This is a genomic window from Paenibacillus terrae (assembly GCF_000943545.1).
In the GTDB taxonomy this organism is placed as follows: Bacteria; Bacillota; Bacilli; order Paenibacillales; family Paenibacillaceae; genus Paenibacillus; species Paenibacillus terrae_A.
This window is the reverse complement of sequence record NZ_JTHP01000001.1, coordinates 271,225-284,167: the sequence shown is the minus strand read 5'-3', so window position 1 is coordinate 284,167 and position 12,943 is coordinate 271,225. Positions and strand designations below refer to the sequence as shown.

13 protein-coding genes are annotated in these 12,943 nt (G+C 48.4%); 1 reads left to right on the top strand and 12 read right to left on the bottom strand.

Annotated elements, in window-relative coordinates; all coding sequences use genetic code 11:
* Positions 1-219: 219 nt before the first annotated feature.
* The 8 genes from QD47_RS01220 to QD47_RS01185 all read right to left on the bottom strand — a co-directional run bounded on the left by QD47_RS01220 (position 220) and on the right by QD47_RS01185 (position 7,604).
* Positions 220-1,065 (bottom strand): uroporphyrinogen-III synthase, encoded by an 846-nt coding sequence (locus tag QD47_RS01220; protein ID WP_044644386.1) that lies wholly within the window; start codon positions 1,063-1,065, stop codon positions 220-222.
* A gap of 107 nt (positions 1,066-1,172) precedes the next feature.
* Positions 1,173-2,345, bottom strand: coding sequence for a GerAB/ArcD/ProY family transporter (locus tag QD47_RS01215; RefSeq protein ID WP_044644385.1), 1,173 nt, complete (start codon positions 2,343-2,345; stop codon positions 1,173-1,175).
* A 40-nt stretch (positions 2,346-2,385) separates the two neighbouring features.
* A complete protein-coding gene (locus QD47_RS01210) occupies positions 2,386-2,610 on the bottom strand; it encodes a hypothetical protein (protein ID WP_044644384.1) in 225 nt (74 codons plus the stop codon).
* Positions 2,603-3,832, bottom strand: a complete 1,230-nt coding sequence (locus QD47_RS01205; RefSeq protein WP_044644383.1) for a Ger(x)C family spore germination protein — start codon at positions 3,830-3,832, stop codon at positions 2,603-2,605. Before QD47_RS01205 ends, QD47_RS01210 begins: the two co-directional genes overlap by 8 nt.
* On the bottom strand, positions 3,826-5,451 hold the full coding sequence (locus QD47_RS01200) for a spore germination protein (protein ID WP_044644382.1): 1,626 nt from the start codon (positions 5,449-5,451) through the stop codon (positions 3,826-3,828). The genes QD47_RS01205 and QD47_RS01200 overlap by 7 nt, the downstream gene beginning before the upstream one ends.
* 161 nt (positions 5,452-5,612) lie before the next feature.
* Positions 5,613-5,948 (bottom strand): hypothetical protein, encoded by a 336-nt coding sequence (locus tag QD47_RS01195; protein WP_044644381.1) that lies wholly within the window; start codon positions 5,946-5,948, stop codon positions 5,613-5,615.
* A 15-nt stretch (positions 5,949-5,963) separates the two neighbouring features.
* Complete coding sequence (locus QD47_RS01190) at positions 5,964-6,677, bottom strand: pirin family protein (RefSeq protein WP_044644380.1); 714 nt, start codon at positions 6,675-6,677, stop codon at positions 5,964-5,966.
* Between the two features lie 69 nt (positions 6,678-6,746).
* Entirely contained in the window at positions 6,747-7,604 is an 858-nt protein-coding gene (locus tag QD47_RS01185; RefSeq protein ID WP_044644379.1) for a LysR family transcriptional regulator, read from the bottom strand.
* 179 nt (positions 7,605-7,783) lie between these two features.
* On the opposite strand from QD47_RS01185, the gene QD47_RS01180 reads away from it, so the two are divergent.
* Positions 7,784-8,764: a DMT family transporter gene (locus QD47_RS01180; RefSeq protein WP_044644378.1), complete on the top strand. Its 981-nt coding sequence runs from the start codon at positions 7,784-7,786 to the stop codon at positions 8,762-8,764.
* Positions 8,765-8,859: 95 nt separating this feature from the next.
* On the opposite strand, the gene QD47_RS01175 is transcribed toward QD47_RS01180, so the two are convergent.
* From QD47_RS01175 to QD47_RS01160, 4 genes are all read right to left on the bottom strand, one after another.
* Positions 8,860-10,851 (bottom strand): methyl-accepting chemotaxis protein, encoded by a 1,992-nt coding sequence (locus QD47_RS01175; RefSeq protein WP_044644377.1) that lies wholly within the window; start codon positions 10,849-10,851, stop codon positions 8,860-8,862.
* 156 nt (positions 10,852-11,007) lie between these two features.
* On the bottom strand, positions 11,008-11,415 hold the full coding sequence (locus QD47_RS01170; protein ID WP_044644376.1) for a DoxX family protein: 408 nt from the start codon (positions 11,413-11,415) through the stop codon (positions 11,008-11,010).
* A 120-nt stretch (positions 11,416-11,535) separates the two neighbouring features.
* The gene (locus QD47_RS01165) at positions 11,536-12,396 is read right to left on the bottom strand and encodes a M56 family metallopeptidase (RefSeq protein ID WP_044644375.1); all 861 of its coding nucleotides are present in this window, start codon (positions 12,394-12,396) and stop codon (positions 11,536-11,538) included.
* Positions 12,397-12,399: 3 nt separating this feature from the next.
* Positions 12,400-12,813, bottom strand: coding sequence for a BlaI/MecI/CopY family transcriptional regulator (locus QD47_RS01160; RefSeq protein WP_014278583.1), 414 nt, complete (start codon positions 12,811-12,813; stop codon positions 12,400-12,402).
* Positions 12,814-12,943: the final 130 nt, after the last annotated feature.

Genomic DNA, 12,943 nt, shown 5'->3' with positions numbered 1-12,943 from the left:
CAACTAGCGACTTTCAATGAACAATATATAGATCGAAATGGTCCAGTTCGTCTATATATTGCACTAGGGAGCGACCGGAATCGAATTTTGCAAAATCCTGAAATAAATATTTTCGTTATAACAAAAACTTCTGTCGATGCATTTCCAACAAAAAAAGATAAAGACCCTGTAGGCCCTTATCTTTATTTTACCCTTTATCGCAAGGATATAGGTTAGTTTTCAGTTCACAACTTCAAGACCGTAGCCGTGCACCGAGGCGCTATGCTCAAAATATCTTCCCAGCTCCACCATCATCGCGCCCATTCGTTCCTCCACTGGAAACACGATCCGTTCAATACCTTCCTCCAAAATGGACTGCGCCGTCACCTTGCCTACCGACACAGCGATCACATCATGGCGAAAAGCTTCCAGCACGTCTTCCATCTGCTTCTGTTCCCTCGCATATTGGCACAAAAAGCGGATTTGCGGACCACTGGTGAACGTAACTGCATCAACATTACGATTTACGATATCCGCTAGCAGTGCTTGCAAATTCGCTTCCTCGGGTGGAATATGCTTATAAGGGAGCACCTGCCGGGTAACTGCCCCCTGCTCGTCCAGCCATTTCACCAGCCGTGGGGTCGGATCACCATGCAACTGCAACAGCACTTCCTTCCCCTTCAGATCGTACGGAGCAAAGGCCTGCATCAACCCGGTCAAGCTTCCATCCTCGTCCCGTACAGCGGGCGTGAAGCCGCGCTTTTTGAGTCCATTGACCGTCTTGTAGCCGCGCGCCGCAATGTTCGAGGATTGCAGCAGCTCCATAATCTGCTCCGCCACGCCCATATCCTCCGCCATATCGAACAGCGCATCCAGCCCCATGCCTGTCGTAAAAATGTTCCAGTCCGGCGGCCGCTTCACCCACGATACAACCGCATTGCGCAGCTCAATATCATCCAGAAAAACCGTGCCCTGGGCCGGACGCTGCACTGGCTCGCCTCCCATTTTTGCAACCAGCAATGCCATTTCGTCTGCTTTACGGGGACCGGCAAGGGCAACTCTCTTGCCTGCCATGCGTTGTGCCATCCTGTTCCCTCCCTTGTAGAAATCGAAGTCATAATCCTTTCTACCAAGTATACAATTAGAGGGCTGAAAGACAAATAAGAATTCTTTTTCCTATGAATACAGTAAACTTATAAGTTAGCTTGTTCTGTTCTGCTTGCCTGCTGGCTTTCTTGCTGGCTTGTGCTATCCTGCTGACTCGTACTATCCTGCTTCTCTCCAGATGGCTTATGATATTCGTTATATTCTTCAGGCTTGGGTCGGAGCAGCAGCCATAGCACAAAAGGCATGAAGACAAAGAAAATGATCATCACCATCGTCCACTCCCGGCTAAAATCATAAATTTGGACGATATTAGAAAACAGCATAAAGGAACAGACATAACCCAACAAGCCTACGGGCCAAACCATCAGACTCCCCCGTGTATGGGCAAACATGCGCTTTACCGCAAAACTGGTAACGTACAGATCAACACCAATCTTTGTAAGCAGGGTTGGTACAGTCAGTGCAGCCACAAACAAGTCGAACCGATCCAGAAAGTCGGTTAACTGCAATTGACGCGCCAGTTCATACGATGGATAAAACAGCCGCGACAAGATAGGAACTCCAATAACCAGCTCCTCCAGCAGAACCATGATGATCAGAAAAGCGGTTCCGGTCAAATGTCCTAGCCACGCGCTCCGGGGACCATAGCTTTTTCCCGAAATCACAAAAGGCAGCAGCATAATATCTGCCATATATCCGAGCATACGCCAGCTACCTTTGATAACTCCATTTACATCCGGGTGCAAAATCGGTCTCAGTGCCGAAAAATCCATATTACGCCCGAAAACAAGCGGCATCGTCAGCATCGTCAGAACCGACAACGGTACAAAAATCTCCGCCATATTCACAATCGTGCTTATACCGCCCTTAGCCATAAACACTAACGTCAGCAGCATAATAAGGGATATGACAACAATCGGAGTCAGCGGCAAAAGTACAATTCCCACCAGATCGGTAATAATTCTCATATCTCGTGCAAAAATGATCAGAAATAAAACAATATAAACCACAAGTAGCATACGCCCTAGCACGGGGTGAGAACTGACTATGGCCTGTAGCAGATCCTGATCCGGAAAACGCCGCTTAAGCTTCAACATCGCCCAGATCGGCAAGCATATTACGATGGCAGCAATCGCACAGGTCCAATAGGCATGCTGATGCGCGTAATCTGCTGCCTGCGTCGGAGCATGCACAATGGTAATACTGACCTCCATCAACATACCAAGCAGCACGATTTGTCTGGTTGTGAACTGTTTCATACAGGAGACCTCCTTTTTCCCTACAGGCATCTTGCTCTCTTTACAACACAGGAGGGATCCACATGTCAATGAAACGGCTTAGCCATGTGGCCACATATACGGAACTCTTTGTCGAGGTTCCGTAGATCCAGATACCAATGCTAATGACATACAATACACGTGAGACCCAGCGATTGACTGCAGGTGCAGATTTCAGACTTTTGCGGTCAATCAGATACATGAACAGCGTAGCCAGCACCAAAGGCAACAAAAATACTTTATTCATTTTGGATGTCCTCCTTTTTGATCCCGAATGGTTTGGTGACCGCACCGATATTCTCAATATGCACGATCGGATTTATGGTGACCTCCACCTTGGGATACAATTGCTCCCATCGAGGTTTAATCCGTTTCCATTCATCTGGACGACTCATAATGATAGCCCGGCCAAAGCCAAGTATGTCTGAATGATATTTTTGCTGAATAACCCGGACAGCCTCACCCAGCTCTTTCTTGATCTCTTCGGCAACCTGCTGCTCCAGCCACTTCAAATTTTCCTCATTGGATATATCGAAAGTGGTCTCATCCTCTCTTACATTCCCGTTGCAGTTCAGACGAATGGTCATTCGAATATCATCCCCCTGAATATGAGGCTTGATATGGACGTTATTTTCGATGAGATGAACGGATATATAACCAGCACCTTTAGGAGGGGGGATGAATATCTCCGTATCCTTAGCCTGCTCCATACCCAATAGCAGAAACCGGCTTAGATGGTTATCTATAATCCCCGTTACCCTGTCTTTGCGAAATACAGCCAGCCCATCCACCTGAATATTCGTCTTCTTGTCCTTTATGTTGGCGGGACCATTTTTTACGAGAGACATCACTGGCACAACCGGGTCAATACCATCCATCAGGATTGAATTCATCAGCAATTTAATGGAGCGAGGTTTTTTCATATATGAGTAATTAAGCTCACGCACCATCTCTGCTGGATATTGCTCAATCGGGGCATCCGCCTGAAGCACTTCCAGCGCCGAGCCCTTCGTGATGACGACCAGCGAAGACAGACGGTTCTGCGGAATACGCGCCAGTACATCCATCATTTTGCTGATCCCCTCACGTGCCAGTGCCTCGCCGAATAATAGCACCCGCCGATGGGAATAATTCAGCGTTCGTGAAACCCCTCGCTGTTCCTCAGTGCTTGCTCCCCGGAAGCTTGGACCTATCTTGGACTCCAGATAATAGGATTTCGTTCCCCTAGTACCTCCACCGCCTCCTGTGCTTCCCGAAGATCCGAGTTGTCCGGGAAGAGCAATTTGCATCGTTACACGGTATTGATCCCCTTCCTTATCCAACCCGGTCCCCATTACAAAGGCTACATCGTTCACTTCACGGCGATCCCAGCATCCACCCAAAAGAACAGAACAAAGCAGCAAACAGCTGAGCACAGCCGCTTTACGTACTTTCCCTGCATCAGACTCTTTGGGCTTCTTCATTACCATCCCTCCTCGGTTGTGGGCGATCCATTCATGTTTCCCTTCGCTCGTTTGTTGTTACCTTTTCCAATCCAGGAAGGACGTTTGGTCATTTTCCACCATGGCGCACGAACGACGATATCCTTTTGGTCCATGTGATTGTATGGGCTATACCCGCTCATGTAAGGCACACCAAACGACGTTAGCTTGGTTAAATGTGTAGCGAGCAGTGTGGTCGCGATAATGATTCCAAACAGCCCGAACACACCTGCCATCAGCATAATCGGGAACCGTAACATGCGGACCGTAATAGCAAAGTTAAAACGCGGAATAGTAAACGACGCAATGCCTGTGAGCGACACGATAATAACCACCGGTGCCGACACAATTCCCGCCTGTACAGAGGCTTGACCGATAACAAGTGCACCGAGGATACTGACAGCCTGGCCGACCGTTTTGGGGAGACGAATCCCCGCTTCCCGTAACGCCTCAAAGGAAATCTCCATAATCAATGCTTCCACCAAGGCGGGGAAAGGGATAGATTCACGCGCCGCCGCAATACTCAGGATGAGCGTCGTCGGCAGCATATCATGATGATAGGTCGTGACCGCTACATATAATGCAGGCAAAAAGAGGGCTAATATGAGAAAAAGAAACCGAATCCAGCGCACCATATTACTGATGAAAAAGCGCTCGTAATAGTCTTCGCTCGCTTGCATCATCTGCCACATCGTGACTGGCCCAATCAGGGCAAAGGGCGTACCGTCCACAAAAATGGCAAAACGTCCTTCCAGCAATTGCGCGGTAACCGTATCCGGACGTTCCGTGTATTCCATTTCCGGAAACGGTGAAAACGGGTGATCCTCAATCAGTTCCTCAATGTATCCTGTCTCCAGCACACCATCTATTTCGATATCGCTAAGCCTTTTTTTTACATCCTCCACCAGCTTCGGATCTATGATGCCCTCAATATAGGTAAGTACAACACCTGTTTGGGTTTCTGTTCCCATGGTCATGCTGTGCATCTTGAGCTTGGGGGTCTTCAGCTTGAATCGCAGCAAAGCGGTATTTACACGAAGGGTCTCGGTAAATCCTTCACGCGGCCCACGAATAACCGCCTCGGTCTGAGGCTCCTCCACGCCACGGCGAACGCCTCCCTTAGCACTGAAGATATACGCACGAGACTTACCGTCTACGAACAAGGCGGCATTGCCGTCCAGTATCGCCGCCGAGACCATTTTCCATTGATCCATCGTTTTGGTCTGGGACATGGAAATCCGAGTTTCATCCAGCGGATCTAATGTTCCGTTTACCTCGGGGTCCTTAAGCATCATGCCCAAGATGAAAGGTCGCAGGATATGATCCTGCAAATCCTCCGATTTCACCGTGCCTTCAATATAAGCCAACATCCCTTTGCGTTCAGGGGAAATCATCAGCTCTCGATAGACGAAATCAGAGCAATCCTTGAAAATATCACGCAAAGCAGTCAAATTGTCTTCCAGACTGCTCCGTAACGGCTGTTCCAACCATGATGGTTCAGGCAGTCCTTTAAGAGCATCATAATTTCGTGTCTTGCGATCTGCAGCCGGAATCGTGCGCCGGCTCCACGGTAATCTCGGCAGCTTGGGAAAGCGTCCTTTCTTCATCGGTATTCCCCCTTTACAAATGAGCCGGATAGGTAATATAAAATGTAGGATGTACCAGCCTGCGTAGGATTATGTATCCAACAGTCTCAGCATGTTGAATAGATGACAAAAAGACCCTGCAATCATGCAGAGTCTCCGAAAACATCATTATAAAATAGTGATTAATCTCCCCAATATTCGTCAGGATGGTACTCAATCTCAGAACCAGCTTCGAACGTAAGCTCCCCTGTCTGATCATTAAATTTCACGCTTTCCGGGGTGACGTAATACCAATGCTTCACAACGGCTCCGTCCTCTGGCGTTACAAAACGGAATACATTCAGTTCCCCGCTATAACGCACAATCTCCTCCGCTGCCTCTCGCGGCAGCTCCTGAAGCGTGAAGCGAAACACACCGTCTGCCGATTCCAAACGGCAAACCAAAATCTGCTTGCGGCTGTCAGCAAAGCTGCGACCCGTGACGGCATGCTTAATCAGCCATGTTTCCTGCTGCGCCATTGCGCGCACCTCCTTTTAGGGCAAATCAATCAGCATATAAAAGACAGGCTCCTGTGCCTCCAGCGACAGCTTCGGCTCCTGCTCAATACGGGCCGAATCGCGCACGTCTAGCATATGTTCACCGTTCACACGCAGTGAGCCTTCGATAACAAACAAGAACACGCGTCGCCCCTCGGACTGTGTGAATTCCACACGCTCTCCGGTCTGAAGCTTGCTTAAATAAATCGTCAAATCTTGATGGATCGCAGCTATTTCGCCCTCCGTGCCCGGAACACGCTTCCCTGCAACGACAGGCAGAAGCTGACCGTACAATCGCTCAGGGTTGAACGCAGTAGCTTCATACGACGGTTCCAGTCCTCTCGTAAGCGGGCTAAACCACAATTGCAGCAAACTGACATCCTCCGTTTGCGAAGCGTTGTGCTCCGTATGGATGATCCCGTGCCCCGCGGACATTCGCTGGATACCTCCAAAATTCGTCACCGCCACATGCCCACGGTTGTCCTCATGACGCAGCTCGCCGTACAGCACGATGGAGACAATCTCCATATCACTGTGAGGGTGCGCCCCAAAGCCCCGGCCCGGTGCGATCACGTCGTCATTACAGACACGCATGGGGCCAAACGCTGTATTGTTCTCATCCTGATATTCCGCGAATGAAAAGCTGTGACTGCCCCGCAGCCATCCCTTATCGAAGCTGAATCGGGAAGCAGCCGGATATATTGTGAACATAGTAGCCCTCCTTCAGGAAGAAAAATGAGATCAAATCTTTTTCATTGTACCCGAGCCCCAACGATAATGCTATGCCCCTGTCTGAGCGATAATTTCATCCATAAAAGACTGCAAGGTACTGGTCACATAAGCTTCCTTACGACGGATAAACACCGTTGTCACTTCGTTGTACGGCTCAGGCATCGCATGACAATGCACCAAACCCTGGGCCGCCAGCCCGCTGATCGAGGATTCGGGAAAAACCGTCATTCCAATGCCAGCCGCCACACTGCCGATAATCGTCTCGAATGTCCCAAATTCCATAATCTGCTTGGGGATAATCCCCTCCATCTTGAGCCAGGTTTCCAGCCGCCCACGGTAGCCGCAGCCTTTTTTATATAAAAGGAGCGGACGGGTCGTTACATCCTCAACGGAAAAGTCATCTCCTTGGGAAACAAGGACCAGCTTTTCCTGAAACACATCCAACTGTTCAATGAGGGGATGCTTCACCGGCCCGGTCACAAAGGCTCCATCGAGCCTCATCTCCGCAACCTCCTGTACCAGGTGCTCCGTAACCCCTGCCTTGAGGGACAGCTCGACATCCGGGTACTTGCTATAGTAAGCATGTAAAATCGCCGGGAGAGCGATCACCGTCTCCACGATTCCTATCTCCAGCACCCCCGAAGGCGCTGAGGTACTCTGAAACGCATGTTTCATTTCCTCGAATTGCGACAAAATGCTTTTCGTATATTGCAACAGACGCTTGCCCTCCGCGTTGAGGATCATGCCCCGCTTATGTCTATAAAATAAAGGCGTTTGCAGCTCCTTTTCCAGCAGCTTGATTCTGGCCGTTACATTGGACTGGACATAGCTAAGCTCGGCTGCCGCCTTGCTTACACTGCCATGAGCAGCCACCGTCTGGAAAATGTTTAAGTCGTTCAGATCCAATACTGCTCCCCCTTATCGTGAAGGACAAGGCTATCAAAATTGACGTGCCTTGTCACTTATTATCATTTTAAATGATGATAACGTTTATTTTCAATCATTTTACCAACAGCTCCCTATCCATTATGATGTGTCCATAAGATATGTCCGCTGAGGCCGGCAAGGAGGAGCTTTTTTTCACCATGAATAGACAAATCATGACCGGATCTTTATTGTGCCTGATCGCCAGTATGTCCTGGGGGGCCATGTTTCCGGTTTCGCACATTGCATTGCAACAAGTCAATCCGCTGTACTTTTCATTTTTACGTTATTTTTCGGTTACGCTCATATTAATTGTGCTGTTGTGGCTCAAAGAGGGACGGGCTGCTTTTCGCTTTGAGGGCAAGGGCAAGACATTGCTGTTCTTTGGTACGATGGGATTTACCATTTATAATATGGCCGTTTTCCAGGGACAGCACGCGATGGGTGCAGCAGGTACCATTGTAGCTTCTATTATGGAAGTGCTGATGCCGATGATTTCGATTGCGATGATATGGGTCATGACCCGTAAAATGCCGCCAAAATACACACTGATCAGTATGATGATCGCACTGGCTGGAGCTATACTCGTGATTACGAACGGAAAATGGGCCTTCTTCACACTCGCCGGACAGCATTTGCTGCCTCTGCTGCTCATTTTCGCAGGGGTGATTGGATGGGTCGTGTATTCCATGGGAGGCAGCCATTTTGCAGGGTGGTCCACTCTTCGATACTCTACCTTAACCTGCCTGCTCGGAACTCTGGTTTCCTTTGTAGTCGTCGCAACCGCCTCCGCCTTCAACTGGGTTGCGGTGCCTGATTGGCAGCATGTATGGTCAGTCAAATACGAAATGAGCTTTATGATCCTGCTTCCGGGGCTGGCGGCCTTGCTGAGCTGGAATGCCGGAATCCGAATGCTGTCACCACTGAACGGAATTTTATTTATTAACTTTGTACCGATTACCACACTGGTGCTTATGTATTTCCAAGGCTATACCATCAGTCGATTTGAGCTGTACGGGACATTGCTGGTCATCTTCGCGCTGCTGCTTAACAATATGGTTCAAAGAAGCTCTCTACGCCCTTCCGACAGTCCGCGCCGCATGCGTTTTCGGCTGGATCGTCGCAAGTCATTCCAAAGATAGTCTTTAAATCTACGACAAAGAAGTTGTGGCAAAATGCATGCAAAAAAAGCGCCCGGACATGAGATAAACTCATGTATCCGGGCGCTTTTATCGTTTTATTGATCTTTTCCTTCCACCTGGAATCGTCCAACTAGCTCACGCAGTTCCTCAGCCATTTGGCTCAGATCGGCTGAGGAAGAAGCAATTTCCTCAATAGAGGCGAGCTGCTGCTCAGCGGCGGCTGAGATCGACTCCGTGTTGCCCGCTGACTCGTTCGAAATCTGGGAAATGTCGCTCATAATTCCAACGACACCTACTGCTCCCCGAGCCATCTCCTGTGTCACTCCGGTAATATCATTGATATGCTCCATCGCTCGTTCCACGGCATGGCTAATTTCTGCAAAGGATTGCTCCGACGTGCTTACCGAATCAATTCCTTCCGTAACCCGTGTCCGTGCTTGATGCATAGCTGCCAAAGCATGGTTCATATCCACCTGCATCGCATCAATACGCTGCGAAATCAAGGTAGCCGATTTGGCCGATTCCTCGGCCAGCTTGCGTACCTCTGTCGCAACCACAGCAAACCCTTTACCATGATCCCCGGCGCGTGCCGCCTCAATGGACGCGTTCAGTGCCAGCAGATTCGTCTGTTTAGCAATTCCGGATATAACGCTGATAATATTCACAATTTCACCGGAGCGCTCGCTAAGAGAATCCATCGCCTGTCCCAGATCATTAACCGTCTCGTCGATGTCATGCATCTTCTGTACAGCTTGCGTAGCTGCCTTGCTGCCCTCTTGAGCTGACTCGGCATTTCGCTTTACATGCTCAGATACGCCCATCATACGCTCGGATACGTTCACTGCCTGCCGGGCAAGCTCCTCCATACTTACGGATCCATGTTTGACGCTTTGAACCTGCTGCTCGCTGCCCACAGCTACCTCCTGAATAGCTATGGTGACATGCTCAATGGCTTTGGTCGTCTGATCTGCACCCGCAGCCAATTCCTCTGCCGAAGAGCTTACCCGATCTGTGGTTTCGTGTACGCTTCGAATCATCGTGCGCAAGCTGTCTACCATCGTTTGGAAGTGGGAAGACAACTGACCAACCTCATCGGTTTTTCCTGTTTCCAAATCGCCTGTCAAATCTCCTTCACTGATCTGCTCTGCCGATTTTTGCAGTCTGCGGATCGGCACCAGGACAGAACGGGTAATCAGGAAAATCGCAATAAGTGCAAGCACCAACGAGGCTGCCAGCACGAAAATGGTTACGTAACGCATGGCAGCGGTGGCAGCGCTAATCTCGGATTGATAGAAGGTTCCTGCAATTTTCCAGCCGGTATCCTTATTCGTTACATAATTCAGATACTTCTCTTGACCTTCATATACATATGTATACTGCCCGCTCGGCGCAGCGTACATATCATTAATAAAGCTTGCATCAAGAGATGTACCCGGCTTAGCCGTAGGGTGGACCACAAATTTTTTCGTATGATCCAAAATAATGATATATCCCTCTTGCCCCACTTTGATGGAAGCCAGTTTACGTACACTTTCCAGATTCAGAGAGATCCCGATAACACCAGACTGATCGGAGAGCGTTTGAGATACCACGACAACAGGAATACCCGAAGAATTGATGATGACAGGGGTGATCATCACCTTACCGGGCTGCTTCATCGCTTCGATGTACCATGGTCGTTTGCGGGGATCAAATGTACCTTCGTTCTCCTTGGGTACGCCGCGGATCATCAAGCCCTCTGTTGTACCGACAAAAATATCGGTCGCATCCTCGTGCAGACCTATGTATTGAATCAGCTTGGGCTGAATCAACGGGCTGTTTCGACCATCAATCATGGAGCTGTCGAGTCCCTTAGCTAAATAACCCACATCTTTGATTTTACTGGAAAGTGCATATTCAATAACCGAATTAGCCGTCGCTACTCCCTGATTTGCACTGCTGTAGAGCTGTTTCTCCATAGCATTAAATGATGAATTATAGGTCGCGATAGATATACTTAAGCTTGGTAACAACAAAACAAGTAAAAATCCTAAAATCAGCTTGTTCCTGAGTGTCCAAATGGTTTTTCTCTTTCGCATTTTTTCCATGTGTTTTTCCCCTTTACTTGAAAAGCTATGTTTTTGAAATTACACTCGATGGAAGTTATATCGGTTAAATAAAGCAAATGATTTACATCCAATTTTCGTAAATGAGCAAAACAAAAAAAACGCGCCCTGAGACTAAGGACGCGGTTATATGATCATTTAGACCTGTACGTTACTGCTTTCATGCTTTTTACGGCTAAACAACTGATCCAGCGAAAGAAAACGTGCGCCAACCAACGCTTGCTGAAGACTGGCAAACAGAACCAGAAGATCAAATTCAATCGAGCCAAAGGGCTGTCCTTTTTTAGCAGTCAGCAATACACCAATCATAACGATGGTCAATGCTGCCCCGGCGAGTCGTGTCCCAATGCCCAGGACAAGCGCAATACCGCCAACTAGCTCAACTGTAGCGACCACAGGAGCCAACCACCCAGGAAGTCCGATACTTTGGAAGAAGCCTGAGGTTCCGTCTAATCCCTGAAATTTTTGTGAACCGTGAACAATAAAAATAACCCCTGTAAAGATTCGTACCAACAGTAATCCAATATTCGTAAGTGTTTGATTCATATGCTCATCTCCTTTTAATTTGTGTACAGATTAGGTAAACAACACTACAAAATGTAGTGTATTATGCAGCAATAATCGGTAGCGCATAAAGCGCCACCCATTAGGATATATCTTGCCAAACTACATTAACGCCAGGGCAAACATAAGCGTCAGCATCACTAGCACATAGCTGGATAACATAATCGAACGCCAGGGCAATTGGATTACCGGCTCTTGCTGAGGGTCTAGAATACGTGAAATCCGATAATTAATGGACGTTTCTGCAAAAGAGGAACAAGCGGCGGAATTCACCAGATGGGCATTCGCGGGCGTCATTCTCAGCAGTTTGAGCAATGCACTTCCAATTCCCATTGGTGAACCTGTGCGTTTAATTGCTTCATTGTCAGCCAAAATTTCACGGGCTATCTTATAATGGTTGGTAATATGACGCAGCACCGGCAAGTAGAACAGCAGTGTGGCGCACATTTGCAGCAACCATGTTTTTAATGGATCATAATGCTTCATATGATACGCTTCATGGTATATGACAGCCTCTTCCTCGTGCTTGTCCAGTAGGGACAGCAATGCGGAGGATAATACAATGCGAGGCTTCCATAATCCCATGGTGAAAGCGGCAGGCTTGGTATAATCAATGACCCAAATCCGGTCGGCTCCCAGCTCACGATATCGTTCACCCAGTGCTTCCGTCAGCGGCAGGTCACGCATCCGGCGCAGTCTGCGGAAAGCCGCCCTTGTGGCCATACACTGGCGTATCGCTTCTACCCCAGCAATCCCAAAGGTGAGAAAGACGAGTCCACTGAGGGCATCCACCATGTAGCCAATTCCGTAGTTCTGCAACAGACTTCTACAAATCTGAAACACGTTAAAATCCAATTTCCAGCCGAAAATATGCTGCCCGGCGTACATACCCATCTGTATAAGGGCGAAACCCGAAATAAAGGCGCCTGCTGTAAACAGTAATTTAGAACGTGTTTTCCACATCGTCTATATATCCTTTTTCCATTGTTTAATTTTTTGTTCCAGACGTTCGATCAGCATAGGATCAGCCACCTCTAGAGCATCAATCATATGATTTACAGCGAGTGGACCGAATTCATCCACCAGTTCGTGGCTTAGCTCCTTGGACTGTTCATCCCTGAATTCTTCCCTGCTCAAAACCGGTCGATACAAAGACGTTCTCCCGCGTATACTCTTACTCAGTATTCCCTTTTCCACCAGACGGTTCATCACGGTCATCACCGTATTGAAATTAAAGTCCCGATCCCCCTCCAACGCGGTCTGCACTTCTTTGATGCTCCGATCCGAAGTGGACCATAAAATATCCATAATTTTGGCTTCCAGAGGTCCGAAAAATCGGTTGAGTCCGGTTTCACCAGTTTTAAAATTCAGTCGTTTCATAAGAAGCACCTCACACTACCGATTGTAGTGTATATATCCTGATAAAGTCAACCGTCACACCTAATGTCAGTTTCTTCAAAGGGATTTATATACATCCGCCGAATGTCTCCATCCAGCGGCAATTCATAGC

Excerpts from the sequence above, each read along its gene's own strand:
- QD47_RS01220 (WP_044644386.1), bottom strand. The coding sequence starts at position 1,065 with ATGGCACAACGCATGGCAGGCAAGAGAGTTGCCCTTGCCGGTCCCCGT.
- QD47_RS01215 (WP_044644385.1), bottom strand. The coding sequence starts at position 2,345 with ATGAAACAGTTCACAACCAGACAAATCGTGCTGCTTGGTATGTTGATG.
- QD47_RS01210 (WP_044644384.1), bottom strand. The coding sequence starts at position 2,610 with ATGAATAAAGTATTTTTGTTGCCTTTGGTGCTGGCTACGCTGTTCATG.
- QD47_RS01205 (WP_044644383.1), bottom strand. The coding sequence starts at position 3,832 with ATGGTAATGAAGAAGCCCAAAGAGTCTGATGCAGGGAAAGTACGTAAA.
- QD47_RS01200 (WP_044644382.1), bottom strand. The coding sequence starts at position 5,451 with ATGAAGAAAGGACGCTTTCCCAAGCTGCCGAGATTACCGTGGAGCCGG.
- QD47_RS01195 (WP_044644381.1), bottom strand. The coding sequence starts at position 5,948 with ATGGCGCAGCAGGAAACATGGCTGATTAAGCATGCCGTCACGGGTCGC.
- QD47_RS01190 (WP_044644380.1), bottom strand. The coding sequence starts at position 6,677 with ATGTTCACAATATATCCGGCTGCTTCCCGATTCAGCTTCGATAAGGGA.
- QD47_RS01180 (WP_044644378.1), top strand. The coding sequence starts at position 7,784 with ATGAATAGACAAATCATGACCGGATCTTTATTGTGCCTGATCGCCAGT.
- QD47_RS01175 (WP_044644377.1), bottom strand. The coding sequence starts at position 10,851 with ATGGAAAAAATGCGAAAGAGAAAAACCATTTGGACACTCAGGAACAAG.
- QD47_RS01170 (WP_044644376.1), bottom strand. The coding sequence starts at position 11,415 with ATGAATCAAACACTTACGAATATTGGATTACTGTTGGTACGAATCTTT.
- QD47_RS01165 (WP_044644375.1), bottom strand. The coding sequence starts at position 12,396 with ATGTGGAAAACACGTTCTAAATTACTGTTTACAGCAGGCGCCTTTATT.
- QD47_RS01160 (WP_014278583.1), bottom strand. The coding sequence starts at position 12,813 with ATGAAACGACTGAATTTTAAAACTGGTGAAACCGGACTCAACCGATTT.